The sequence below is a fragment of the Sphingomonas sp. J344 genome, from assembly GCF_024700005.1.
Classification (GTDB): Bacteria; Pseudomonadota; Alphaproteobacteria; order Sphingomonadales; family Sphingomonadaceae; genus Sphingomonas.
Genome location: NZ_JAJONB010000001.1, coordinates 1,361,811 through 1,386,499, shown reverse-complemented (window position 1 = coordinate 1,386,499; position 24,689 = coordinate 1,361,811). Strand labels below are relative to the sequence as shown.

23 protein-coding genes and 1 pseudogene are annotated in these 24,689 nt (G+C 67.0%); 10 read left to right on the top strand and 14 right to left on the bottom strand.

Going from position 1 to position 24,689, the window contains the following annotated elements; translation table 11 throughout:
• Nucleotide 1: 1 nt before the first annotated feature.
• The 12 genes and pseudogenes from LRS12_RS07025 to LRS12_RS06970 form a co-directional block, all read right to left on the bottom strand.
• Nucleotides 2–1,828 carry a DUF885 family protein gene (locus tag LRS12_RS07025; RefSeq protein ID WP_257843933.1) on the bottom strand — a complete coding sequence of 609 codons (1,827 nt, stop codon included), beginning with the start codon at nt 1,826–1,828 and terminating at the stop codon, nt 2–4.
• A gap of 131 nt (nt 1,829–1,959) precedes the next feature.
• Nucleotides 1,960–4,299 (bottom strand): polyribonucleotide nucleotidyltransferase, encoded by a 2,340-nt coding sequence (pnp, locus tag LRS12_RS07020; protein WP_257843932.1) that lies wholly within the window; start codon nt 4,297–4,299, stop codon nt 1,960–1,962.
• Between the two features lie 177 nt (nt 4,300–4,476).
• Entirely contained in the window at nt 4,477–4,746 is a 270-nt protein-coding gene (gene rpsO / locus LRS12_RS07015; RefSeq protein ID WP_224921952.1) for a 30S ribosomal protein S15, read from the bottom strand.
• A 21-nt stretch (nt 4,747–4,767) separates the two neighbouring features.
• Nucleotides 4,768–5,665, bottom strand: a pseudogene (gene truB, locus LRS12_RS07010) (tRNA pseudouridine(55) synthase TruB).
• 12 nt (nt 5,666–5,677) lie between these two features.
• Nucleotides 5,678–6,370 (bottom strand): hypothetical protein, encoded by a 693-nt coding sequence (locus tag LRS12_RS07005; RefSeq protein ID WP_257843931.1) that lies wholly within the window; start codon nt 6,368–6,370, stop codon nt 5,678–5,680.
• A 91-nt stretch (nt 6,371–6,461) separates the two neighbouring features.
• Nucleotides 6,462–7,046 carry a thymidine kinase gene (locus tag LRS12_RS07000; RefSeq protein ID WP_257843930.1) on the bottom strand — a complete coding sequence of 195 codons (585 nt, stop codon included), beginning with the start codon at nt 7,044–7,046 and terminating at the stop codon, nt 6,462–6,464.
• 34 nt (nt 7,047–7,080) lie between these two features.
• Entirely contained in the window at nt 7,081–7,488 is a 408-nt protein-coding gene (gene rbfA, locus LRS12_RS06995) for a 30S ribosome-binding factor RbfA (RefSeq protein WP_257843929.1), read from the bottom strand.
• A 122-nt stretch (nt 7,489–7,610) separates the two neighbouring features.
• The gene (gene infB, locus LRS12_RS06990; protein WP_257843928.1) at nt 7,611–10,283 is read right to left on the bottom strand and encodes a translation initiation factor IF-2; all 2,673 of its coding nucleotides are present in this window, start codon (nt 10,281–10,283) and stop codon (nt 7,611–7,613) included.
• Between the two features lie 78 nt (nt 10,284–10,361).
• On the bottom strand, nt 10,362–11,030 hold the full coding sequence (locus tag LRS12_RS06985) for a DUF448 domain-containing protein (protein ID WP_260481593.1): 669 nt from the start codon (nt 11,028–11,030) through the stop codon (nt 10,362–10,364).
• On the bottom strand, nt 11,011–12,648 hold the full coding sequence (gene nusA, locus LRS12_RS06980) for a transcription termination factor NusA (RefSeq protein WP_257843927.1): 1,638 nt from the start codon (nt 12,646–12,648) through the stop codon (nt 11,011–11,013). The genes LRS12_RS06985 and nusA overlap by 20 nt, the downstream gene beginning before the upstream one ends.
• A complete protein-coding gene (gene rimP, locus LRS12_RS06975) occupies nt 12,648–13,193 on the bottom strand; it encodes a ribosome maturation protein RimP (RefSeq protein WP_257843926.1) in 546 nt (181 codons plus the stop codon). The genes nusA and rimP overlap by 1 nt, the downstream gene beginning before the upstream one ends.
• A gap of 130 nt (nt 13,194–13,323) precedes the next feature.
• Nucleotides 13,324–15,027 carry a sulfatase-like hydrolase/transferase gene (locus LRS12_RS06970; protein ID WP_257843925.1) on the bottom strand — a complete coding sequence of 568 codons (1,704 nt, stop codon included), beginning with the start codon at nt 15,025–15,027 and terminating at the stop codon, nt 13,324–13,326.
• A 131-nt stretch (nt 15,028–15,158) separates the two neighbouring features.
• Between LRS12_RS06970 and LRS12_RS06965 the strand changes: the two genes are divergently transcribed.
• Nucleotides 15,159–16,310, top strand: coding sequence for a PQQ-dependent sugar dehydrogenase (locus LRS12_RS06965; protein WP_257843924.1), 1,152 nt, complete (start codon nt 15,159–15,161; stop codon nt 16,308–16,310).
• Nucleotides 16,307–17,509 carry a PQQ-dependent sugar dehydrogenase gene (locus LRS12_RS06960; protein WP_257843923.1) on the top strand — a complete coding sequence of 401 codons (1,203 nt, stop codon included), beginning with the start codon at nt 16,307–16,309 and terminating at the stop codon, nt 17,507–17,509. Before LRS12_RS06965 ends, LRS12_RS06960 begins: the two co-directional genes overlap by 4 nt.
• Here the strand turns inward: LRS12_RS06960 and LRS12_RS06955 are convergent.
• Both LRS12_RS06955 and LRS12_RS06950 read right to left on the bottom strand, forming a co-directional pair.
• On the bottom strand, nt 17,490–17,888 hold the full coding sequence (locus tag LRS12_RS06955; protein WP_257843922.1) for a PaaI family thioesterase: 399 nt from the start codon (nt 17,886–17,888) through the stop codon (nt 17,490–17,492). The two genes, LRS12_RS06960 and LRS12_RS06955, sit on opposite strands and share 20 nt — an antisense overlap.
• Nucleotides 17,885–18,319, bottom strand: coding sequence for a PaaI family thioesterase (locus LRS12_RS06950; protein WP_257843921.1), 435 nt, complete (start codon nt 18,317–18,319; stop codon nt 17,885–17,887). Before LRS12_RS06950 ends, LRS12_RS06955 begins: the two co-directional genes overlap by 4 nt.
• A 127-nt stretch (nt 18,320–18,446) precedes the next feature.
• Here LRS12_RS06950 and LRS12_RS06945 point away from each other — a divergent pair, with 127 nt between their 5' ends.
• The 8 genes from LRS12_RS06945 to LRS12_RS06910 all read left to right on the top strand — a co-directional run bounded on the left by LRS12_RS06945 (nt 18,447) and on the right by LRS12_RS06910 (nt 24,670).
• Entirely contained in the window at nt 18,447–18,587 is a 141-nt protein-coding gene (locus LRS12_RS06945) for a hypothetical protein (RefSeq protein WP_257843919.1), read from the top strand.
• Nucleotides 18,588–18,597: 10 nt separating this feature from the next.
• Nucleotides 18,598–19,461 carry a hypothetical protein gene (locus tag LRS12_RS06940; protein WP_257843918.1) on the top strand — a complete coding sequence of 288 codons (864 nt, stop codon included), beginning with the start codon at nt 18,598–18,600 and terminating at the stop codon, nt 19,459–19,461.
• The gene (locus LRS12_RS06935; RefSeq protein ID WP_257843917.1) at nt 19,458–20,387 is read left to right on the top strand and encodes a transposase; all 930 of its coding nucleotides are present in this window, start codon (nt 19,458–19,460) and stop codon (nt 20,385–20,387) included. The genes LRS12_RS06940 and LRS12_RS06935 overlap by 4 nt, the downstream gene beginning before the upstream one ends.
• Nucleotides 20,353–20,964 carry a response regulator transcription factor gene (locus LRS12_RS06930; RefSeq protein WP_257843916.1) on the top strand — a complete coding sequence of 204 codons (612 nt, stop codon included), beginning with the start codon at nt 20,353–20,355 and terminating at the stop codon, nt 20,962–20,964. Before LRS12_RS06935 ends, LRS12_RS06930 begins: the two co-directional genes overlap by 35 nt.
• Before the next feature lie 33 nt (nt 20,965–20,997).
• Entirely contained in the window at nt 20,998–21,783 is a 786-nt protein-coding gene (locus LRS12_RS06925) for a crotonase/enoyl-CoA hydratase family protein (protein WP_257843915.1), read from the top strand.
• Nucleotides 21,784–21,850: 67 nt separating this feature from the next.
• A complete protein-coding gene (locus LRS12_RS06920) occupies nt 21,851–23,047 on the top strand; it encodes an acetyl-CoA C-acyltransferase (protein WP_257843914.1) in 1,197 nt (398 codons plus the stop codon).
• 40 nt (nt 23,048–23,087) lie between these two features.
• A complete protein-coding gene (gene hemC / locus LRS12_RS06915) occupies nt 23,088–23,999 on the top strand; it encodes a hydroxymethylbilane synthase (RefSeq protein WP_257843913.1) in 912 nt (303 codons plus the stop codon).
• On the top strand, nt 23,996–24,670 hold the full coding sequence (locus tag LRS12_RS06910; protein WP_257843912.1) for a uroporphyrinogen-III synthase: 675 nt from the start codon (nt 23,996–23,998) through the stop codon (nt 24,668–24,670). Before hemC ends, LRS12_RS06910 begins: the two co-directional genes overlap by 4 nt.
• The last annotated feature ends 19 nt before the right edge of the window (nt 24,671–24,689 follow it).

Below are 24,689 nucleotides of genomic sequence, written 5' to 3'. Positions count from 1 at the left end.
CTCAGCCCTTCTTCGCGGCGATGTAGCGGTCGACTTCCTCGCTCAGCACGTTGAGCGGCACCGCGCCATTGGCCAGCACCACCTCATGGAAATCGCGGATGTCGAACTTCGCGCCCAGCGCGGCTTCCGCCTTCTTGCGCAATTCGGCGATCTTGAGCTGGCCGATCATGTAGCTCGTCGCCTGGCCCGGATTGTTGATGTAGCGATTGACCTCCCGCTCGATATCGGCGGGCGAGATCGACGAGTTCGCCTTGAAATAGTCGATCGCCTGTTCGCGGCTCCACTTCTTGGCGTGCAGCCCGGTATCGGTCACCAGCCGGATCGCCCGCCACATCTGGAGCGAGAGCATCCCGAATTCCGAATAGGGGTCGGCATATCCGCCCATCTCCTTGGCCAGCCGCTCGGTATAGAGGCCCCAACCCTCGCTATAGACGCTGTATCCGCCGAAACGGCGGAACTTGGGCAGCCCCTCCAGCTCCATCGCGCGCGCAATCTGGAAATGATGCCCCGGCGCGCCTTCATGCACCGCAATCCCCTCCAGCTGGATCTTCTGCACCTGATCCATATTGGCAAGGTTGGTATAGTAGATGCCGGGTCGAGATCCGTCGGGCGCGGGGCGGTTGTAGAAAGCGACCGACGCGGTCCCCTCACGCCATTTCTCGACCGCACGCACCTCCAGCTTCGCCTTGGGCAGGCGGTGGAACCAGCGCGGCGCTGCCTCCATCATTTTGGCGACCACGGCACGCGCTTCGGTCAGATAGGCTTCGCGACCGGCATCGGTGTTGGGGAATTTCAGCTTGGGATCGGTCCGGACGACCTCGAAGAAGGATTCGAGACTACCGGTATAGCCGATCCGCGCCTTGACCGCTTCCATCTCCGCGCGGATCGCGGCGACCTGATCGAGACCGATCTGGTGGATCTGGTCGGCGGTCATGTCGGTCGTCGTATTCTGCGCCAGCCGGTTGGCATAGAAGGCCGCGCCATTGGGCAGACTCCACGCCCCGTCATTTCCTTTCGACTTGGGCTCGATCTCGTCGAGGACTGCGAACAGCGTGTCGAAGCCGCGCTTGAACGGGCCGGTCAGCGCCTTTTCCGCGTCCGCGATCAGCGCCGCCTTCTCGGCATCGGGGATTTCGAGCGCGGTCACCTTCTTGCGAAAATCAGCGAGCAATGTGCTGTCCTCGCCCGGCCCGAATGGCGCGCCGGTGATGACCTTGCGCGCGTCCTCGCGCGCAGGCTTGAATACCATCTTGGGGGGCACGATGCCCTTCTTCGCCTGATCGCGCATCGTCGTGGCGACCTCGCCCATCACCCGCTCGACCTCGGCGATCCGGGCAATGTAAGCGCGCGCATCCGCGACCGTCGCGATGCGGTGATTGTTGATCAGAAATACCGGGATCTGACCCGCCGGGCTGCCGTTGGTCGACACCGGAAAGCCATAGTCGCGGAACATGTATGACGCGCGCGACCGTTCGACTTGGGTCTCGAACAGGCGATAGCTCAGCCGCGCCTGCGGGCCGAGTTTCGCAGGATCGAACTGCGCGCGCATCTGTTTCAGCGTCGCCTCGGCCATCGCCATGCGTTTCTCGCCGCTGGCGCGGCTATAGTCGTCGAGCTTGTCGTAATTGGTCTTGAGGCCGAGCGCGGTTTGCGATTCGGGGCTCAGCGCGACATTGGCGTCGAACGCAGTGTCGAGAAACGCATTGAGCCGCGCATCCTCGGCCCGGGTATCGGCGGCGGCGGGCGCGGCCTGCGGCGCGGCGTTCGAGACGAGCGCGGGGGCGGCGACGCCGGCGAGCAGCAATGGAAGGGCAAGGCGAAGCGTCACGGGCGGTTTCCTGTGCGGGAGGAGCGAGATAGCCCACGCTACCGCCAGTTTCCGGGTCGAGCAAATGGCGCAGAAACGAAAAAGGGCCCCGGTTTCCCGGAGCCCTCTTCGTTCTTGCGACCGTCAGGCGATCAGTCGTCGCTGCCACCGGTCAGGAATGCCGGGAGGCCGATATTCTCGCCGCCCTCGTCCTTCGACTCCGAACGCTCGCTGCGCGGGCGGTCGTTGCGGTCGCCACGGTCGCGGCGCGGGCCACGGTCGCGGTCGCCACCACGGCCACCATCGCCGCGTCCGCCTTCGCGACGGCGATCGCCGCCACGGGCGCCTTCGCGATCACCACGCTCGCGCGGTTCACGGGCGGGACGGGTATCTTCCAGCTCGGCACCGGTTTCCTGATCGACGACACGCATCGACAGGCGAACCTTGCCGCGCTGGTCGATCTCGAGCACCTTGACCTTGACCTCCTGACCTTCGGACAGGACGTCGCTGACCTTCTCGACGCGCTCGTTCTTGATTTCCGACACGTGAACCAGGCCGTCCTTGCCGCCCATGAAATTCACGAACGCGCCGAAATCGACCAGGTTGACGACCTTGCCGTTGTAGATCTTGCCGACCTCGGCCTCTTCGACGATGCCCTTAATCCAGTTCATCGCAGCTTCGATCTGGCTGACGTCGGACGAGCTGACCTTGATCACGCCCTCGTCGTCGATGTCGACCTTCGCGCCGGTGGTGGCGACGATCTCGCGGATCACCTTGCCGCCGGTGCCGATGACGTCGCGGATCTTCGACTTGTCGATCTGCATCGTCTCGATGCGCGGCGCATGGGCCGACAGCTCGGTGCGGGTTTCGCCCAGCGCCTTGGCCATTTCGCCCAGGATGTGCGCGCGGCCTTCCTTGGCCTGCGCCAGTGCAACGCGCATGATCTCGTCGGTGATGCCGGCAACCTTGATGTCCATCTGCATCGTGGTGATGCCTTCGGACGTGCCGGCGACCTTGAAGTCCATGTCGCCCAGGTGATCCTCGTCACCAAGGATGTCGGACAGGATCGCGAAATCCTTACCTTCCAGGATCAGGCCCATGGCGATGCCCGACACCGGACGCTTGAGCGGAACGCCCGCGTCCATCATCGACAGCGAACCGCCGCACACCGTCGCCATCGACGACGAGCCGTTCGACTCGGTGATGTCCGACAGGACGCGGATCGTGTAGGGGAACTCGTCCTTGCTCGGCAGCACCGGGTGCAGCGCGCGCCATGCCAGCTTGCCATGACCGACTTCGCGACGGCCCGGCGCGCCGAAGCGGCCGACTTCGCCGACCGAATAGGGCGGGAAGTTATAGTGGAGCATGAAGTTCGAGTAGGACAGGCCGTCCAGCCCGTCGATCATCTGCTCGGCGTCCTTGGTGCCCAGCGTGGTGGTGCAGATCGACTGCGTCTCGCCACGCGTGAACAGCGCCGAACCATGCGCACGGGGCAGGAAGTGGACCGCCGCCTCGATCGGACGGATCTGGGTGGTCGAGCGACCGTCGATGCGGGTGCCGTCCTTGAGGATGGCGCCGCGGACGATTTCCGCCTCCAGCTTCTTGACCAGCTTCATCGCGGCCATCTGATCCTGCGGGGTGGCGTCGGAGAACGCCTCCTTCGCCTTGGCGCGTGCGGCGTTCAGCAGGTCCGAACGCTTGGACTTGTCGGTCACCTTATAGGCGGCGGCGATGTCCTTGCCGATCAGCTTCTTGAGCTTGTCCTTGGCGGCCGAGAGGTCGGCCTGCTCGGCCATTTCCCACGGATCCTTCGCGGCCTGCTCGGCCAGGTCGATGATCGCGTTGACGACCTGCTTGCACGCCTTGTGCGCGAACTGGACGGCGCCCAGCATGACCTCTTCCGACAGCTCCTTGGCTTCGGATTCGACCATCATCACGGCATTGCCGGTGGCGGCGACGACCAGGTCGAGATCGCCCTCTGCAACCTGCTCATTGGTCGGGTTCAGCACGTAGTCGCCATCGACATAGCCGACGCGCGCCGCACCGATCGGGCCCATGAACGGCACACCCGAGATCGTCAGAGCAGCCGATGCCGCGACCATCGCCAGAATGTCCGGCTCATTCTCGCCGTCATAGGACAGCACCTGACAGATGACGTTGATTTCGTTGTAGAACCCTTCGGGGAACAACGGGCGGATCGGGCGGTCGATCAGGCGGCTGGTCAGCGTTTCCTTTTCGGTCGCGCCGCGCTCACGCTTGAAGAAGCCACCCGGAATGCGGCCGGCGGCCGAGAATTTTTCCTGATAGTGCACGGTGAGCGGGAAGAAATCCTGCCCTTCCTTCACCGACTTGGCGGCGGTGACGGCGCACAGCACCACGGTTTCGCCGAGCGTCGCCATCACGGCGCCATCGGCCTGACGGGCAACCTGCCCGGTTTCGAGTGTCAGGGTTTGTCCGCCCCACTCGATCGATACGGTTTTCTTGTCGAACATGTATTTTCCTTTGGACCGGACGCCCAATGCGTCCGGGGCCTGTGTGCAAGCTGTCCGGCTTGCGCGGTGCGGGGTGACGTCACCCCTGTTGCGGGTTCATGGCCGAATTGCCGGTGACCCTGGATTCGGGCGGATGCCCGAAATGGCAAAAAGGCGACCCGAAGGCCGCCTTTCCGGTTACTTGCGAAGCCCGAGCTTCGCGATGAGGGCGGTGTAGCGATCCCCGTCCGTCTTGCGGAGATAGTCGAGGAGGCTGCGGCGCTTGTTGACCATCATCAGCAGGCCGCGGCGCGAATGGTTGTCCTTCGCATGGCCCTTGAAGTGGCTGGTCAGGTTGACGATGCGCTCGGTCAGGATCGCGATCTGGACTTCGGGGCTGCCGGTATCGCCTTCGGCGCGGCCATGTTCCTTGGTCAGTTCAGCCTTGCGCTCGGTCGTGATCGTCATGTGTTTTCCTTCGACATCATTCTACAGGTTGAAGCCGCGCACGACGCGGACGCTTCTGTCCGAAACCTCGACCAGCGCGACCGGCGTTTCGCCGTCCAGCGCAAAGTGTTGGCCATCATTCGCGGCAATCCCGGTCAGAACTTTCCCCTGGCGGAGAGCCCCTGCCTGACCGGGTTCGAGGAATAGAGCCGGGATGTCGTCCAGCCCCGCCCTCAGCGGCAGGAGGCAATGTTCAAGGGTGCGGCCCTTAGCGGATTCGGCCAGTTTGTCCAGCGATATCGCCGAATCGAGCGTGAATGGCCCGGCCTTTACGCGCCGGAGCATCGTGACATGGCCGACGCTGCCCAGCGCCAGTGCGATATCGCGGGCGAGGCTGCGGATATAGGTGCCCTTTGACACATGGGCAGTCAGTGTCGCCGAATCGGCATCGGTTTCGCCCAGCGTGAGCGCATGAATCGTCACCGCGCGGGTCGCCAGCGTCACCACCTCTCCCTTTCGCGCAAGGTCATAGGCGCGTTCGCCTTCGACCTTGAGCGCGGAATAAGCGGGCGGCACCTGATCGATCGGCCCGGTAAAGCGTGGCAGGACCGCCGCGATCTGTTCGCGAGTCGGGCGCACGTCCGATTCGGCGACGGCCTTGCCCTCCAGATCGAGCGTGTCGGTCTCCACCCCGAACCGGATCGTGAAGTCGTACACCTTATCACTGTCGAGCATCCGCCCGGCAAGCTTGGTCGCCTCCCCCCACCGCGATCGGCAGGACGCCGGTCGCCAGCGGGTCGAGCGTGCCGCCATGCCCAACCTTGGGCAGGTCGCGCAGCTTTGGCCCATAGCCGCTGTCGCGCAGGGCGCGCTTGACCGCGCTGACCCCCTGGGTCGAGCCGAGCCCCAGCGGCTTGTCGAGAATGATCCAGCCATGCATCGGGGTACGCGCCTAGACGGTGAGGTTCACGAGTCCCAGCACGAATCGTGTGATCGCATTGATCATTGGTGCGGCGATCCACTCCCCGACTCGCGCGTGCGGGTCGAGCAGCGGGATCGCCACCACCGTGGCGATCACGGCGAGCACGACCAGCCGTCCGGCGAGCCGCAGCCGCTGCCGCGCGGGGACAGGCAACAGCGCGCTCAATGCCCGGCCCATGTCGAATGGCGGGACCGGCAGCAGGTGAAAACTCGTCATGCACGCATTCGCAAGGATGAAGTTGAACAGATTGCTCGTGACGAGCCAGCCCATGCCTCGCTCGGACATCGTTCCGTCCGAAGCTGCGACCACCGCGCCCAGCGCCATCGCCGCAACCAGCGCCGCGGCAAAGCTCGCCACCGGACCAGCCAGCGCGCTGATCAGCCGCCGCCGCCGCGCCAGCGCATCCTCGCCCAGCGCGAACGGACGGTGACGCGGCCAGCCGAACACCGGTGCGCCGGACAGCGCCAGCGCGATCGGGACGATCACAGTCCCCACCGGATCGACCGCGCGCAAGAAACGGGGCAATCGGCTGGGCATTGGCTCGGGTGCATCGGCTTCGGCGGGCAACCAGCTCGCCACCAGCCGCTGCGCAGCATCATGGAGCAGTACCGCCGCAATCGCGGGTAACGTCCACACGGCCAGCGAATCGACGATCGGCTGCATCATCCCCCCGTCACACACCGTGGCCGAAGGGCGCGCGCGTCTCCACCTGATTCCTTGCGGGCGGCAGTCGCGTAACGGGACGTATTGAACCCTAATCCGCGGCTGCCAGCGCCTCGGTGAAATGCCGTCGACACAGCGCGACATAGCGGTCGTTGCCGCCAATCTCGGTCTGCGCGCCGTCGGCCACGGCGCGGCCCTCCGCATCGACGCGCAGGTTCATCGTCGCCTTGCGCCCGCAGCGGCACACCGACTTGATCTCGACCAGCGCGTCGGACAGCGCGAGCAGCCGCGCCGATCCGGGGAACAGCGCGCCACGGAAATCGGTGCGCAATCCATAGGCGAGCACCGGTATCCCCAGGACATCGGCTACCGCCGCCAGCTGATCCACCTGCGCCCCGCTCAGAAACTGCGCCTCATCGACCAGCACGCAATGCACCGGGCCGTGATCCATCTCGCGCTCGACGTGGAGGCGCAGATCGGTGTCGGCGGCAAATCCTACCGCCTCGGTATCCAGGCCGATCCGCGACGCGATCCGCCCCGCGCCCGATCGATCGTCGAGCGCCGCGGTGAACAGGAGGGTGCGCATGCCGCGCTCGCGATAGTTGAAATCGGCCTGCAACAGCGTGGTCGATTTACCCGCATTCATGCTGGCATAGTAGAAATAGAGCTTGGCCATGGCGCGACCCTAGCGCGGCTCCAGCAAAACGCGATCAGCTTTCCGCATCGCCTTCATCTCCCAGATCCCGCGCCACCTTGGGGTCGCGCAGCAGCTGGTCGATATGGCTGCCCTCGTCGAAGCTCTCGTCGGCCAGAAATTTGAGTTTCGCGGCGTATTTCATCTTCATCCGCCCGGCGACCTCGCGCTGGAGATAGGCGGTGTTGGTGCGCAGCGCCTTGATCACCGCTTCCTCGTCCTTGCCCAGCAGCGGCTTCACGAAGACGGTGGCGTGGCGCAGGTCGGGCGACATGCGCACTTCGGTCACGCTCACCACATGGCTGGTCAGCACATCGTCATGCACCTCCCCGCGCGCGAGGATGTCCGAGAGGATATGGCGCACCTGCTCGCCCACGCGCAGCAGGCGGACGGAGCGGGTCTCGGGCGTGTCGTTGTGCTTCATGAACTCCCTCTCCCCTTCAGGGGAGAGGGCCGGGGAGAGGGGCAGTGCGAGACTGCCGCCGTCCGGCTAAGGGACAGGCCCCTCTCCCAACCCTCTCCCCTGAAGGGGAGAGGGCAATTTGATTACAGCGTCCGTTCGCGCAGCTCGACCTCGAACGTTTCGAGATAGTCGCCCGGCTTGATGTCGGTGAAGTTCTGCGTGAACGTCACACCGCATTCCAGACCCGCGCGGACTTCGGCGACATCGTCCTTGAAGCGGCGCAGTGACGCGATCTCGCCCTGATAGATGATGACGTCGTCGCGCGTGATGCGGGCCTTGAGCGCCTTGCGGATCGCGCCGTCGGTGACCAGCAGACCGGCCGCCTTGCCATGCTTGCCCGCCGAGAAGACCTCGCGGATTTCGGCACGGCCGACCACGGTTTCGAACGCTTCCGGGCCGAGCTGCCCGGCCATGCCGGCGCGGATCTCGTCGGTGAGTTCGTAGATCACGTCATAATATTTGAACGCGACCTTGTGGCGGTCGGCGATCTCGCGCGCCTTGGCGTTCGGACGGACGTTGAAGCCGATGATCGGCGCGCCCGAGGCCGCAGCCGCGTTGACGTCGCTCTCGGTGATGCCGCCCACCCCGGCGTGCAGCACGCGCGCCTTGATGTCGTCGGTGCTGATCTTGTTGATCGCCGCGACGATCGCCTCGACCGTGCCCTGGGTATCCGCCTTGACGACCAGCGGATATTCCATCGCCTGCTTTTCCTTGAGCGCGCTGAACATGCTCTCGAGGCTGGCGGGGGTGTTGGTGGTGCGCTTGTTCTGGATGACGCTGGCGCGATAGGCGGCGACCTCACGGGCGCGCGCTTCGTTCTCGACCACCTGGAGCAGGTCGCCCGCCATCGGCACGCCCGACAGGCCGAGGATCTCGACCGGCATCGACGGGCCCGCTTCCTTGATCTGGCGACCCTTGTCGTCGATCAGCGCACGAACCTTGCCGCTCTCCGCGCCGACGACGAACACGTCGCCGACCTTGAGCGTGCCGCGGGTGACGAGGATCGTCGCGACCGGGCCGCGACCCTTGTCCAGCTTCGCCTCGACCACATTGCCCTCGGCAGCGCGATCGGGATTGGCCTTCAGTTCCATCAGTTCGGCCTGGAGCTGAATCTTCTCGACTAGCTCGTCCAGGCCGGTCTTTTCCTTCGCCGAAACCTCGACATCCTGGGTCTCGCCGCCCATCGCCTCGACCTGGATGTCATGCTCCAGCAGGCGCTCGCGCACGCGCTGGGCATTGGCCTCGGGCTTGTCGATCTTGTTGATCGCGACGATCATCGGAACGCCCGCCGCCTTGGTGTGATTGATCGCCTCGATCGTCTGCGGCATCAGCCCGTCATCGGCGGCGACCACCAGCACGACGATGTCGGTGACGTTCGCGCCGCGCGCGCGCATCTCCGAAAACGCCTCGTGACCCGGAGTGTCGAGGAAGGTGATCTTCGACTTGTCCTTCAGCGTCACCTGATACGCACCGATATGCTGGGTGATGCCACCGGCCTCGCCGCGCACCACATCGGTGCCGCGCAGCGCGTCGAGCAGGCTGGTCTTGCCGTGATCGACATGGCCCATGATCGTCACCACCGGCGGACGCGGCTTCAGCGACTCCTCGGCATCCTCGACCGTGTCGACGGCAAGGTCGATGTCGGAATCGGAGACGCGGACGATGTTGTGGCCGAATTCGGTCACCAGCAGCTCGGCGGTGTCCTGGTCGATCGTCTGGGTCAGCGTGACGGGCATGCCCATCTTGAACAGCGCCTTGACCAGGTCCGCGCCCTTTTCGGCCATGCGGTTGGCGAGTTCGGAAACGGTGATCGCGTCCGGCACCTGGACGTCGCGGACCTGCTTGGCCTGCGGCTCGCGCGGGCCGGAGTGGCGACGTTCCTTGTCACGCGCCCGCTTGAGCGCGGCGAGGCTGCGCGCGCGCGCGCCATCGTCGCCGCCCAGTGCGCGGTTGACGGTCAGTTTGCCGCCGCGACGCTCGTCGCCCTTGCGGTCACGCTGTTGCGGACGCTGTGGCTCGGGCGCACGCGCCGGTGCGCGGTTCGGGCCTAGATTGGCGCTGCGCGGAGCCGCTGCACCGCCACCACTGCTCGCCGGGGCGACAGCTGCGGGAGCGGGTGCCGCCGCCGGTTCGGGCTTGGCCGGCGCGGGGCGCGGGATTTCTGGACGCTGCACCGGCGTGAACCGGCGGGGCGCGGGACGGCTGGGGTCGAGCTGCAGCGCGACCGGCTCGGGGGCCGGCGGTGCGGCTGGCGTGGGCGGCGCAGCAGGTGCAACCGGCTCAGGACGGGCCTCGACGACGGGCTCGGCCTGCGGCTCGACCTTGGGTGCCGCCGCCGCTTCGGCTTCGGCGCGCGCCTTTTCCTCGATCCGGCGCTGCTCTGCCTCAGCCGCTTCGGCACGCTCGCGCTCTTCGCGGCGACGCGCTTCCTCATTGGCCTGCATGCGCTGGTCTTCAGCCTCGCGCAGAAGGCGAGCCTGACGCTCCTGGGCGGTCTCGCCTGCGGGCGCGGCGGAGCGCGGCGCAGGGGCCGGCGGCGGCGGGGCGGCAACCGGCGGCGGCGGGGGCGGCGCAGCCTCTTCAACCGGGGCACCCGTCTGTGGACCCAGCATGCGGCGGCGCTTGACCTCGACCACAACGGTGTTCGAGCGTCCGTGGCTGAAGCTCTGCTTCACCTTGCCGGTCTCGACCGTGCGCTTCAGCCCCAGCGGCTGGCGCATTCCGAGTTTCGGCTTTTCGTTTTCGGTATCGCTCAAGTTTCTGTTCCTGCTTTTCTTCGTCGTTCGTCGGATCGCCGCAAGGCCCGATGCGCCTTGCGAGTGGGTTTCGCAAGGCTATGGGGCCGGGTCGGGTCCGATAAAATGGAGCAGACGGTCGAGTGCATCGCGCACCCGCCCCGCCGCTCTGGGGTCGGTCAGGCCAGCATGTACCACATTTTCGCGGCCAAGCGCCAAGGACAATATGGTGCGCGGAAACGGCAATGTGAACCCCGTGTCGCCCGAACCCTCGCGGTCGGAGCCGACCCGCAATGCCTGATCGAGCTTGCGCGACCCGTCCGCGCCCGCGTCGGACGCATGGAACAGCAGATGAAGCTTGCCCATGCGGCCCGCTTTCTCGATCCGCTCGCCGCCGATCACCACGTGACCAGCCTTGGCTTCCAGTCCCAGCCGATCGAGAAATGCGCGCTCGAGCTGCGCCACAATGCGCGCGCCGAGATCGTCGGGAATATTGAGGTCGCTCGTCTTGAACGCCCGCGCCAGAGCACCGCGCAGCTGCTTGCCGCTGGCGTCAAGCTCGGCGCGGGTCACGCCTATCCACGCACCGCGACCGGGTGCCTTGGCGCGGACATCGGGCAGCACATCGCCATCGGGCGACACGGCAAGCCGGATCAGCCCGTCGCGAGGTTGCCCTTCGCGCGAGAGGATACAGGTGCGGATGGGACCCCCATCCGCACGCTGACCGTCCGTCAGTTCAGCCGGGCGCTCATTGCTCGGAGTCCGCAATTGCGTCCTCCTCGCCGGCCGAAGCCGGTTCTTCATCCGCGAACCAGTGTGCGCGGGCGGCCATGATGATCTCGTTGCCCTGCTCGTCGGTCAAGCCGTACTCGCCGAGCACGCCGCCCTTGTCCTGCTCGCGCATTTCGCGCTGCGGGGCGGCGGGACCGTCGCCACGGCGGCGGGGTTCGGCGCGCTTCTTGGCGACCAGCTCGTCGGTGGCGAGATCGGCGAGGTCGTCGAGCGTCTTGATCCCGGCCTTGCCCAGCGTGACCAGCATCGCTTCGGTCAGATAGGGCATGGTCGCCAGATCGTCCTCGACGCCCAGCGCGCGGCGGGCTTCGCGATTGGCTTCCTCGCGCCGCTCCAGCGCCTCGGCCGCACGACTCTGCAGCTCCTGCGCGAGGTCGTCGTCGAACCCTTCGATGCTCGCCAGCTCGTCGATCTCGACATAGGCGACTTCCTCGAGCTGGCTGAAGCCCTCGGCGACCAGCAGCTGTGCCAGCGTCTCGTCGACGTCCAGCTCGTTCTGGAACATCTCGCTGTTCGCGACGAATTCCTGCTGGCGCTTCTCGCTCGAATCGGTCTCGGTCAGGATGTCGATGGCCTTGCCGGTCAGCTGGCTGGCGAGGCGGACATTCTGGCCGCGACGGCCGATGGCAAGGCTGAGCATGTCGTCGGGGACGACCACTTCGATGCGGTCATCCTCTTCGTCGATGACGACGCGCGCGACATTGGCCGGCTGCAGCGCGTTGACGACGAAGGTCGCGGTATCGGGCGACCAGGGGATGATGTCGATCTTCTCGCCCTGCATCTCCTGCACGACCGCCTGCACGCGGCTGCCCTTCATGCCGACGCACGCGCCGACCGGGTCGATCGAGGAGTCATGCGAGATCACGCCGATCTTGGCGCGCGAACCCGGGTCGCGGGCGGCGGCCTTGATCTCGATGATCCCGTCATAGATTTCGGGGACTTCCTGCGCGAACAGCTTCTTCATGAAGTCGGGATGCGCGCGGCTGAGGAAGATCTGCGGGCCGCGCGTCTCGCGCACGACCTTCAGGATCAGGCTGCGGACGCGGTCGCCGACGCGCACCACTTCGCGCGGAATCTGCGCGTCGCGGCGGATCACGCCCTCGGCGCGGCCCAGATCGACGACGACATGGCCGAACTCGACGCGCTTGACGACGCCGGTGATGATTTCGCCCTGGCGGTCCTTGAACTCTTCATACTGGCGCTCGCGCTCGGCGTCGCGGACCTTCTGGAAGATGATCTGCTTCGATGCCTGCGCCTGGATGCGGCCAAATTCGATCGGAGGCAGCGGATCGACGATGAAGTCGCCGACCTTGGCGTCCTTCTGCAGCTTCTGTGCGCCCTTGAGGTCGACCTGCTTGAAATAGTCATCGACCGCCTCGACCACCTCGACCACGCGCCACAGGCGCAGGTCGCCGGTCATCGGGTCCAGCTTGGCGCGGATGTCGTTCTCGACGCCATAGCGGTTCTTGGCGGCGCGCTCGATCGCGTCCTCCATCGCCTCGATGACGATCGCCTTGTCGATCATCTTCTCGCTCGCCACCGAATTGGCGATGGCAATCAGCTCGGCCTTGTTGGCGGAAATGGCGGTGGCCATCAGTCCTGTTCCTCTGCTTCGAATTCGTCCGCGCCCTCGGTCGAGAGCGGCTTGGTTGCGGCAATCAGCCGGTCGGTAATCATCAGCTTCGCGTCCTCGATGGTCGCGAAGGCGATGTTGTGGGTCAGCCCGTGCCCGTCGGTGATCGCGATCGACTCGCCCTCCACCCCGGCCAGGTCGCCCTTATATTGTTTGCGCCCGTCGATCTTCTCGGTGAGCGTGATGCGCGCCTCATGCCCCTGCCAGTCCGCGAAATCCTTGAGCCGGGTCAGCGGCCGATCGATACCGGGCGAGCTGACCTCGAGCCGATAGGCTTCGGGGATCGGGTCGCGGCCGGCCTCTTCAAGCGCGTCGAGCTGGTCGGAGATGCGGCGCGACAGGTCGGCGCAATCGTCGATGTTCAGCTGGCGGGTGTCGGGCCGCTCGGCCATCACCTGCAGCGTGCGATCGCCCTCGCCGCCGAACAGCTTGACGCGCACCAGGTCGAAGCCGAGCGCACGCGCCTCGGGCTCGATGATTGCGGTCAGGACAGCCAGGTCGGCCACGCGAAAACTCCAAATACGTCGGAAACACCCCATCGCCGCCGGACCCTGTGGGCCCGACCTCGGCAAGGTTTCCAATGTCGAGAACGGTTCCTCTATAGAGCCATGCTGTGCGAACGGCAAGGATTTCGAGTCAGCGGGAGGCGACTCTTTGCGCGCCGTCGCTCTTGGGCGGTCGGGCGAGCGCCGCGACGTCGATCCGTCGCCATTCGGGCTTGCGGCCGAGGCGGGCGTGAAAGCGACTGTTGAAGCGCATCTCGTCGATCAGCTTCGCATCGAGCGATTCGCCATAGGCCGCGCGCACCGCATCGGGAGCATAGCCCATCAGGCGCAGCAGCGTCGGAAACAACTGGTAATGGCTCGCCCGATTGCGGTTCAGCGCAGCAGCGGCGGGCCACATGCCTGTTGCGTCCGCATCGGTCAGCACCGCCAGCGGCACCGCGCCCTCTTCGGGCACGGGGTCGGTGCTGCAATGGGTGTGCACGCCCGATCCACCACGCTCGTTCAAATCCTGGCCGTGATCGGCGGTATAGATCACCGTCGCGCCCTGCAGCGAGCCGGGTGCCAGCAGCCGGTCAAAGAAGCCGCCGACCTTCCACAACAGCGCATTGCGATAGGCGTTGCGATAGAGCTGCCACTGGTCGTCGCTACCGTCGAACCCGTCGCGCTTGCCGGTATCGGCAATGCCCAGGAACCCGCCGCGTGGCAGCGCGGGGCGATGCACCGCGTGACTGTCGGGATATCGGTCGTGCACGGGGAAATGCGCGCCGACCTTGTTGACCAGGATGAACTCGCGCCGACCGTTGGCCAGCAACGCGGCAATGCGATCGGCCGCGGCGATGTCGCGCTGCTCGACGGGCACATCGTCGAACTGGATGAAGGTCGCGATGCGCGCCTGTTCGGCCGCGTCCATTCCGTTCTGCAGCCCCCCGCCGGTGCGCTGCGCATCGATATAGACCGGCGCGAAGCCGGCCTTGCGCGCATAGTCCCAGATCGCCGGGCCGGTTGCATTGAGCTTCATATAGGCCGCGCGCGTGCCGCCGTGACGCAGGGTGAGGTTGGTGCCGAGCGAGCAGTTGGTCACCGATGCCGCGACGCCGAAATTGTGTACCGCGATCCCGGATGGCGGAGTCAGCAGGCCGGAGCGCACCCCGGCGGGGTCGACGAAATCGAGATAGCGCGCGGCAACGCTCTCATCCACGATCAGCACCACGTCGCCGCGTGCCGGCACCGGTCGATGCGCCATCGTCACTGCGCGGCGGGGGCCGCCGCTCACAAGCCCCTCACCGGTCGCAAGCGCGAAATAGGCGATCGGCGTGAACGCCCCGGGCAGACCCCGCGCTCCGTCTCCGCCGCGCACGAACAGGATCGCGACCAGGATCGCGAAGGCACCAGCCGGAACGCCTGCCCAGCGCAGCCGAAGCGCGCCGGGAGAGCGCGGCCTCAACCCGATCCCCGGCAACAACGGCAGCGCCACGAGTGCACCGACCAAAATCCGCGTACCATGTTCGCCCAATGCATCGCCCGCAAACCCGGTCGATCCGGCCAGGTTGAGGAATGCGTCATAGGTCAAATGGTCGCCCAGTGCGCGCTCGCTCGCGCCGATGAACGCCGCGCCCGCGAACAGTGCAAGGGCGACCAGCCAGCGCAACCAGTTCGCATCGAGCCGCGACGCAACCCACAACGCAGCAGCGACCATCGCATAGAGCGCCACATAGCTGATGAGGGACAGTGACAGGCCGAGCGACTCTACCCGCTCGACCAGGGCACCCCAGTCCGCGACCAGATACAGGAGAATCAGCGCCTCCTTGATCGGGAAGCGGCGGAGCGGGTGCATGCTTGTCTCCGTTGACTCGCCCACTCCATGACACGCTACCCGTTGCCATGCCGTAAAGGTCTCGCCGCGCGGGCGCGCGCGTGCAACAAGCAGCCGCTCAATGCGTTGCGCGTTCACCACCGGAGGAATTCATGCGCCTGTTACCGATCGCTGCCATCTCGCTGACCCTGATCGCCTGCACAAGCGCCCAGCCGGGGAACAGCCAGGAAGCGGCAGCCGCGACCGACGGCCTTCCCTTCACCGTGACCCCGGTCGCCGACTTCGACGCGCCTTGGGCGATGACCTTCCTGCCCGATGGCCGGATGCTGGTGACCGAGAAGGTCGGCAAGCTGATCCTGCTGAGCGCCGACGGGCAGACAAAGACCGAAGTCAGCGGCGTTCCGACGGTGGACAGCGTCGGCCAGGGCGCATTCAAGGACATCGTCCTCGCCCCCGATTTCACCACCAGCAAGCGCGTCTATTTCAGCTTCTCCGAGGCCGGGCAGGGTGGCAAGGGCGTGGTGCTCGCCCGCGCGATTCTGGCCGATGGTGCCAGTCCTGCGCTGACCAATGTCGAGCGGCTGTTTCAGGCGACCCCCTATGTCGAGGGCAATGGCCATTATTCGGGCCGCATCGCCTTCGCTCCGGACGGCAAGCATCTGTTCTTCGCCAATGGCGAACGTCAGAAGTTCGAGCCGTCGCAGGATCCGAAGTCCACGCTCGGCAAAATGCTGCGGCTGACCCTCGACGGAAAGCCGGCGGGCGACGCGGGGCTTGCCGCGCGCGGGTTTCACCCGGCGGTCTGGTCCTATGGCCATCGCAACCTGCTCGGCATCGCCTTCGACGCGGAGGGCAATTTGTGGGAGCAGGAAATGGGGCCGAAGGGCGGGGATGAGGTCAATCTGATCCTGCCCGGCCGCAACTACGGCTATCCGATCGTGTCCGACGGCGATCATTATGACGGGCGCGACATTCCCGACCACAAGACCCGGCCGGAGTTCGAGGCACCCAAGGTTTCATGGAACCCGGCAATCTCCCCCGGCGGCCTGATCGTCTATTCGGGCAAGATGTTCCCCCAATGGAAGGGCGATCTGTTCATCGGCGGCCTGTCGAGCCAGGCGCTGGTCCGCGTCGATGTCCGCGGCACCAACGCGGTCAAGGGCGACCAATGGCCGATGGGCGCGCGCATCCGCGAGGTTGAGGAAGGCCCGGATGGCGCGATCTGGCTGCTTGAGGATGGTGGGCGCGGCTCGGAAGGGCGGCTGCTCAAGCTGACGCCCGCGAAAGTGAGCGGGGCAAAATGACCGTCAGGCGCCGGGTCGCGTTCGGCGCCGCCTTGCTCGCCCTCGCCGCGTGCGATTCGGGTGGGGTTGGCGGCGGCGTATCGACACCGGCGCCCAGCCCGACCGCGTCGCCCTCCCCTTCGCCGTCTCCCTCGCCCAGCCCCAGCCCCAGCCCCAGCCCCGCCCCGATCACCGGGGTCCGGACGACTGCGGTCGCGACGTTCGCGTCGCCCTGGGCAATGGTCTTCCTGCCCGATGGTCGCGCCCTGGTGACCGAAAAGGGCGGGACGTTGCGTATCGTGACGCAGACCGGGGTCACGTCCGCAGCCCTAGGCGGCGTTCCCGCGGTCGCGGCGGGCGGCCAGGGTGGCCTGCTCGACGTCGCCTTGCACCCGAATTTTGCGAGCAACGCGCTCGTCTATCTGAGCTTCTCCGAATCGGGCACCGGCGGGTCGGGCCTTGCGGTCGCGCGCGGAACTTTGGTCGAGGATGCGGGCGGTCCGCGCCTGACCGGGGCCAGCACGATCTGGCGCCAGACCCCCAAGGTATCGGGCAGCGGCCATTTCGGCGGGCGCATGGCCTTTGCCCCCGACGGCACGCTCTATGTCACTGCGGGCGAGCGCCAGCGCGGCAGCCCGGCGCAGGACATGGCGCAGACATTGGGCAAGATCATTCGGATCAATGCCGATGGGAGCATCCCCAGTGACAATCCCTTCGTCGCGACCACAGGGGCGCTGACCGAAATCTGGTCGCTCGGCCACCGCAACCCCTATGGCCTCGCCTTCGATGCCTCAGGCCGGCTGTGGGAGCATGAGATGGGACCCGAGGGCGGCGACGAGTTCAACCTCATCACGCGCGGCGGCAATTACGGATGGCCGAACGTCTCCAACGGCCAGGACTATGGCGGGGGCAATATCCCGGACCATGCACCCGGCGACGGCTATGTCGCGCCCCTGCTGTCCTGGACCCCGGTGATCGCGCCGGGCGGAATGATTCTGTATTCGGGCACCCTGTTCGCCGCGTGGCAGGGCGACGCGATCATCGCAGGGCTGGTCAGTCAGGGACTGGTCCGCGTGCGCTTCACCCCGACCAGCGCGAGCGAAATGCAGCGCATCCCGCTCGGCGCGCGCATCCGTGAGGTCGAACAGGGGCCGGACGGCGCGATCTGGGTGCTGGAGGATTCGAGCAGCGGTCGGCTGCTCAGGCTGGTGCCGAACTAATCAGGAAATTCATCCGCGCCGCCGCGACCGGACGCTCGGGATCATCCTGCCACGCGAACGCCTCGACATTGGCGACCCGGTTGCCGAGACGGCTGACCTTGCCCTGTGCGCGCGTCACCTTCTCACGCCCGCCGCGCATGAAATCGACGGTGACGTTGACCGGCTTGATCCGGGACTGCCCGCGCCCGTCCGCCGCCAGCGCGTGTTTGAGCGCTGCGATCGCCGCCATCTCCAGCAATCCCGACAGCGCGCCGCCATGGACGAAGCCGGGGCGCCCCAGCACGCCGCTGCCGAACGGCATCGCCAGCACCGGCGCGCCGTCGCCAGGCTCGATCACAATACCGATCGTCTCGGCATAGGGCGGGAGGGTGAAGCTCATGCCGACGCTTCCATGAACATGAAGGTGCCGGCGACATGCGCGACCGGATCGTTGGGATCGCCATCATGCGCGATGCCGCGCACGAAGCCGACCGATCGGGTGATTCGATAACATTCGCCCCGCCCGATCACCGTCTGCCCAGCCGCTGCCGGGCGCAGATAGTCGACGCGCAGGTCGAGCGTCGCATGCGGCAGGAACCCGCCCCGCTTCATCCACACCGCGACGCTGGTCGCCATGTCGAGCAACGTGATGATCGGCCCCGACGCCAGCACCCCGCGCTCGACATCGCCGATCAGCCGCGAATCGAAGGGCAGCGCCAGCTCGCACCAGTCCGTGCCATGCGCGCGATAGCGGATGCCCAGCGCATCGCCATGTCCGCCGACGCGGCGCGCGAAGAACATTGCAGGGTCGAAGGGCGTCGGTGCCGTCATGGGCAGCGCGCTAGCTGGCGCGCGCCTTCGCCGCAACCCGGGGCACGCCGCAACATAAAGTGGAATTAACTCAGCCCAAGGCCCGCACCGGCCTAGCTTGGGCCTACCAACAATGGGGGGACCGACCATGCTGACACTCGCACTGTCCGACATCGCTTCGCTTGGCACCCAGGTCGCGATGCACGGCTCGATCCGCGCCTCCGAAGTCGCCGGGGACGAGATTTTCGAGATGATGGTGGCCATCGTCGTCATCGTTTACGAAGGCTGAAGCCGCGTACGTGTCAACCGCCGCCGCCAACGCCGCCTTTGCAGAGTCGGTTCAACTCGCAATCGCGCCGCGCTTTGCGGGTCTTGCGGATGCCGACGCGGTGCTGGCGGCGGCGCGTGCATTGCTCGCCGACCATGTGTGGATCGCCGATCTGATCGCGCCATTGGTCGACCACTTGCGCACCGATCCGTGGTTTGATCCGGCGCTGCGTTTCACCCGCGATGTCCTGCGCACGGCGGTTGTCCTCGCCGACCTGCCCGAAGTGACGCTGACCGCCAGCGTCACCTCCGCCGCAGCGTTGGCGCAGCTAGCGCTTCCCGCGACGGTAGTGCTGTCGGGCCGTCGCGCGCTCACCCGCTATGTCCGTGCCGACGGGGCGCAAATGCGGCGATGGCGGCTGGCCGACGACGCGCCGCACCGCTGTGTCGAGGTCGCACCACTTCACCTTCGCGATGGCGAACTGATCGCACTCGACGGGGGGCGCGAGGGGCGGCTGATCGTCGCCGCGCCGCGCGATGTCGTCGCGATCACCGCAACCGCCAAGCCGGGAGCCGACGCGCTGATGCACGAATTTTCGACCAGCGATGGCCACCACGTCCGCAGCGCCACCGCCGACGACCGCGCCTCGCGCGCCGAACTACTGCTCGCGCTGCTGCGCGCCAGCGGGCGGAGCGACGCGGCCGACAGTTTCGACGCGATCAGCCGCGACTCTGCGTTTCACCTGCGCTGGGCGGCGATGCGCGAATGGCTGATGCTCGACGCACGCGCGGCGCGGCCCCGGCTCGCGGAGATGGCGGCGAGTGACCCCGATCCCGGGGTACGCAGCGCCGCCGCCCAGACGCTCCAGCGGCTGGACGCACGGATCGCGGCATGACCAGGATCATCGATCCGGGTCCGGGCGGCCCGATGACACTCGACGAACTGGTCGACGCGCTGGAGACGACACCCTTCGATCCGCATGACGAGGAAAGCTTCGCGGCGCTCGGCCCGCTGCTCGCCCGGCTGGGGCGCAATCGCGCCTTCCTCGCCGATCTCGCCATCGCCGAACTCAAGCAGCGCTGCGCCGGGCAGAGCGCCGCCAATGGCTATGGTGCGCAGGTTTTCCTGCTGCGCCCGCCCAATGCCCGCTTCGTGCTGCGCGCCAATTTTTGGCCCTCACATGACGATGGCATCCTCCAGGCGAGCGGGACCGCGCCGTTCGTCTATGGGATGGCGCACGATCACAATTTCCCGTTCCTGACCTATGGCTATCTCGGCCCGGGCTATTGGAGCGATTATTGGGAGCGCGACCCCGATCGCCCCGAGGACCCGATGCGCTTCACCGGACGACGGCGGATCGAGCCAGGGCAGCTGGCGCTCTATCGCATGCGCCGCGACGTCCATGCGCAGCTGCCGCCCGACGCCTTCTCGGTGACGCTCAACATCTTGGGCAGCCACCCATCGCACCGCTGGATCGACCAGTATCGCTTCGACCCGACGACTGGCGGAATCGCCGAAGTGCTCACCACCGCCCCCTCCGAAGGGCTGGCGACGATCGCCGCGCATCTCGGCGGCGGCAACGGGCTCGACCTGATCGACCATCTTGCCCGGCGTCACCCGCATCCCCGGATGCGCGCCACCGCAGTTGCGGCGCTGGCGTCGGCGCGGCCCGGCGATCCGGAGGCGCTGACGCTGATCGCGCGCGCCGTCCCCGACCACCCCGTTTTGGATGCATCTTCGGCAGACAGGGTGCTGCCGGCCCGCGCAATAACATCGGGTGGCCCCGGTGATTCTGTCCGAAGTCGAGATACCGCAGCTTGAGCGCGCGATGCACGCACGTGGCTATGTTCTAAAGATCGGGGCGCTGGAGGTCGGCGACCCGGTGCCCGATCCGGCATCGCATGTCGCAGCAATCCTGTGCCGGTGGCGGACCGGACAGGCGATCGCGGCAGGATCGGTCCCGCGCATCGCACTCGCCAGCAACAGCGCGGCGCTGATCGCCGCACTCGATGCGGGCGCGTCCGACGCCGTCGCGGTGCCGGTCGATCCCGACGAGCTGGCCGCGCGAGTCGACCTCCGCGTGCGCCGACATGCCGCCATCCCGCTCAGTGTCGGTGCGCTGACACTCGATCCGGTCACGCGCACCGTCATCCGATCGGGCAGCCGCATCAGGCTGGTCCCGCGCGAATTCGCACTGCTCCGCTACCTCGCCGAGCACTCCGGCCGCTTCGTCACCCGCGCCGAGCTGCTCGAAGGCGTCTGGAATCTGCACTTCGACCCCGGCACCAATGTCGTCGCGGTGCACGTCTCAAACCTGCGCGCCAAGCTCGACCGGCCCTTCCCGACGGCAATGGTCCAGAGCTGCAAGGGGCTAGGCTATCGCCTCGTTGCTGGTTAACGTCCGCGTCAAGCAAAGCCGAATGGAGCGGATATGACCGAACAGCGCGTGACCATCGACATCGCCAATGGCATCGCCGACGTCCGGCTGGCCCGGCCCGACAAGATGAACGCGCTCGACCCGGCAATGTTCGCCGGGATTGCGGGCGCAATCGACCAGCTGGCCGCGACGCCGGGGCTGCGTGCGGTAGTGCTGTCAGGCGAAGGCAACGCCTTCTGCGCCGGGCTCGACATGGCGAGCATGGCAGGCGGTGGCACCGGGCTCGACATCCATGCGCGCAGCCATGGCGAGGCCAATCTGTTCCAGCAGGTCGCCTGGGGCTGGCGCAACCTGCCCGTCCCCGTCATCGCGGCGGCGCACGGCGTCGCGTTCGGCGGCGGATTTCAGATCCTGTCCGGGGCCGATATCCGCGTCATGGCACCGGATACGCGCTGCTCGATCATGGAGATGAAGTGGGGGATCGTCCCCGACATGGCCGGATTCGCGCTGTGGCGGACGACGGTGCGCGACGATGTGCTGCGCGAGCTGACCTATACCGCGCGCGAATTCCTTGCCGAGGAGGCACTGGCGCTGGGCTTCGTCACCCACATCTCCGACGCGCCCTATGCCGCAGCGATGGACATCGCTGCCGCGATCGCCGCGCGCAACCCTGACGCGATCCGCGCCGCCAAACGCCTCGCCAACCTGTCCGCTGACGCCAGCGCTGGCCCGATCCTCGCCGCCGAGAGCGCCGAACAGGCAAAGCTGCTCCGCTCGCCCAACCAGATGGAGGCAGTGATGGCAAACATGCAGAAGCGCACGCCGAAATTCACCGACTGATACTTCCAATTGATCGCCCCTCACGATAAAGGATCGCCATACCCGATATACGAATGAGAGGATGTCCATGCGCGAAGCCGCGATCGTCTCCACCGCCCGGACGGGCATCGGCAAGGCCTATCGCGGCGCGTTCAACGCGACCGAAGCACCGGTCCTCGCCGGCCATGTGATGAACGCAGCGGTCGAACGCGCGGGGATCGACCCGGCACGGATCGATGACATCTTTTGGGGCGTCGGCAACCAATGGGGTACCCAGGGCGGCAATGCCGGGCGCATGGCGGTGTTCGCCGCCGGGCTGCCGCAAAGCGTTCCCGCCTTCACGCTCGACCGCAAATGCGGATCGGGCCTCACTGCCCTCGCCCTCGCCGCGCGCTCGATCATCGCGGGGGACATCGACGTCGCGCTCTCCGGCGGCATGGAATCGATCAGCTTGACGGTGACCAAGGATGCGCCGCGCTTCGCGAACAAGTCGGTCCTCGCCAACGAGCCGCATGCCTATATGCCGATGATCGAGACCGCCGAGATCGTCGCCGAACGCTATGGCATCAGCCGCGCGGCGCAGGACGCCTATGCCGCACAGAGCCAGCAGCGCGCCGAGGCGGGCCTCGCCAATGGTGCCTTTGCCGAGGAGATCGTTGCCGTAACGGTCGAGAAAGCGCTGTTCGACAAGGAAGGCAACCGCACCGGGACCGAGACGGTCACGGTGACGCAGGACGAGGGTATCCGCCCCGGCACCACCGCCGAAGCGCTCGCCGGACTCAAGACCGTGTGGAAGGACGGGCAGGTCATCAAGGAGGGGCGCCACATCACCGCCGGCAATGCCAGCCAGCTGTCGGACGGCGCGGCGGCGCAGATCGTGATGGATCGCGCCACCGCCCAGGCCGAGGGCAAGGAGATCCTCGGCATCTATCGCGGCTTTCAGGCGGCGGGATGCGGCCCCGACGAAATGGGCATCGGCCCGGTGTTCGCGATCCCGAAGCTGCTCGACCGCGCGGGGCTGTCGGTCGCCGATATCGGGCTGTGGGAGCTTAACGAAGCGTTCGCCAGCCAGTGCCTCTATTGCCGCGACACTCTCGGCATCGACCCCGAGAAGTATAATGTGAACGGCGGCGCGATCGCGATCGGCCATCCGTTCGGGATGACCGGCGCGCGGCTGGTCGGCCATGCGCTGATCGAAGGGCGCAAGCGCGGCGTGCGCTGGGTCGTGGTGTCGATGTGCACCGCGGGCGGCATGGGCGCGGCAGGGTTGTTCGAGATCGTCTGACCCCTTCGACATCGCCGAAACGCTTCGCTAGACGGCGCACATGCTTCTCCGTCTCGGTACCCGCGCGTCGCCGCTCGCTCTCATTCAGGCCAATATGGTCCGCGACGCGCTGCTCGCAGCGCATGGCTGGTCGCCCGACGCGATCGAGATCGTACCGATCCGCACCACCGGCGACAGAGTGCAGGACCGCCCGCTCGCCGAGATCGGCGGCAAGGCGTTGTGGACCAAGGAACTGGACCGGGCGCTGCTCGACCGCGCGATCGACCTTGCGGTGCATTCGATGAAGGATGTCGAAACGATCCGGCCCGACACGATCGCGGTCGCGGCGATGCTCCCGCGCGCCGATGTCCGCGACCGGCTGATCGGCGCGGCATCGATCGACGCGCTGCCGCATGGCGCGCGCATCGGTACGAGCTCGCCGCGTCGCGCGGCGCAGTTGCGTCGCCTGCGCCCCGATCTCGCCATCGTTCCCTTGCGCGGCAATGTCGACACACGCCGTGCCAAGGTCGCCGCGGGCGAGGCGGACGCGACGCTGCTCGCCGCAGCGGGCCTCGAACGGCTGGGCTATGCCGATATCGGTGTGGCGATCGACGTCGATCTGCTGCTCCCCGCCCCGTCGCAGGGCGCAGTCGGGATCGAGGTGCGCGCCGAGGACGCCGCGACCCGCAGCCAGGTCGCGGCGATCGGCGACGCCGCCACCGAACGCTGTGTCTGGGCCGAGCGTGCCCTGCTCGCCGCGCTCGGCGGCGATTGCCACTCGCCGATCGCCGCGCTTGCGACACTCGAGGAGGACGGGCTGCGTCTTCGCGCCGAAATCCTGAATGCGGACGGGTCCGAGCATGTCGGGGTCGAGCGCCGCAGCCTTCACGGCACGGCCCAGGAGGCCGTCGCGCTCGCGCAGGCACTGCTCGGTCGCGCCTCGCCCCAACTGCGCCGCATGTTCGGGCATTGACGCGACCGATCGCCATCTTGCGCCCCGCGCCGGGCAGCGACGCCACCGCGAGTCGGGTGCGCGACGTCGGGCTCGACCCGTTGCTGGTGCCGCTGTTCAAGGTGGTCCCGCTTGACTGGACGCCGCCCGACCCTGCCGAATTCGGCGCGCTGTTGCTGACCAGCGCCAATGCAGCGCGTTACGCCGGTGACGGACTCACCATGCTCGCTCGGCTGCCGGTGCTGGCGGTGGGGCCGCAGACCGGGCGCGCTGCGGAGCACGCCGGGCTTCGCGTCGTCGAATGCGGCAGTCGGGGCGTCGCCGCCTTGTTGGCACGCCAGCCGATGTGCCAGCGGGTATTGTGGCTGTCCGGGCGCGACCGGATGACGATCGAGCATCCGGCGATCCGCGCGGTCATCCCGGTCTATGCCAATGAGGGGGTCGATCTGACCCGTGACGCCGCGATGCGGTTGCCGGGCAGCGTCGCGCTTGTCCATTCGGCGCGCGCAACCCGTCAGCTCGCGGCCCAGCTCGATGCACACGGCATCGCGCGCAATTGCGTGCGGATCGCGGCGATCAGCGCCCGCGCCGCCGACGCCGACGGGCGCGGATGGGACCGGGTCGCAATCGCCGCCGAGCCCAACGACACCGCATTGATCGCCGCCGCACACCGGCTGGCGATTGACCCCTGATCGCTTCGGGAGAATAAGC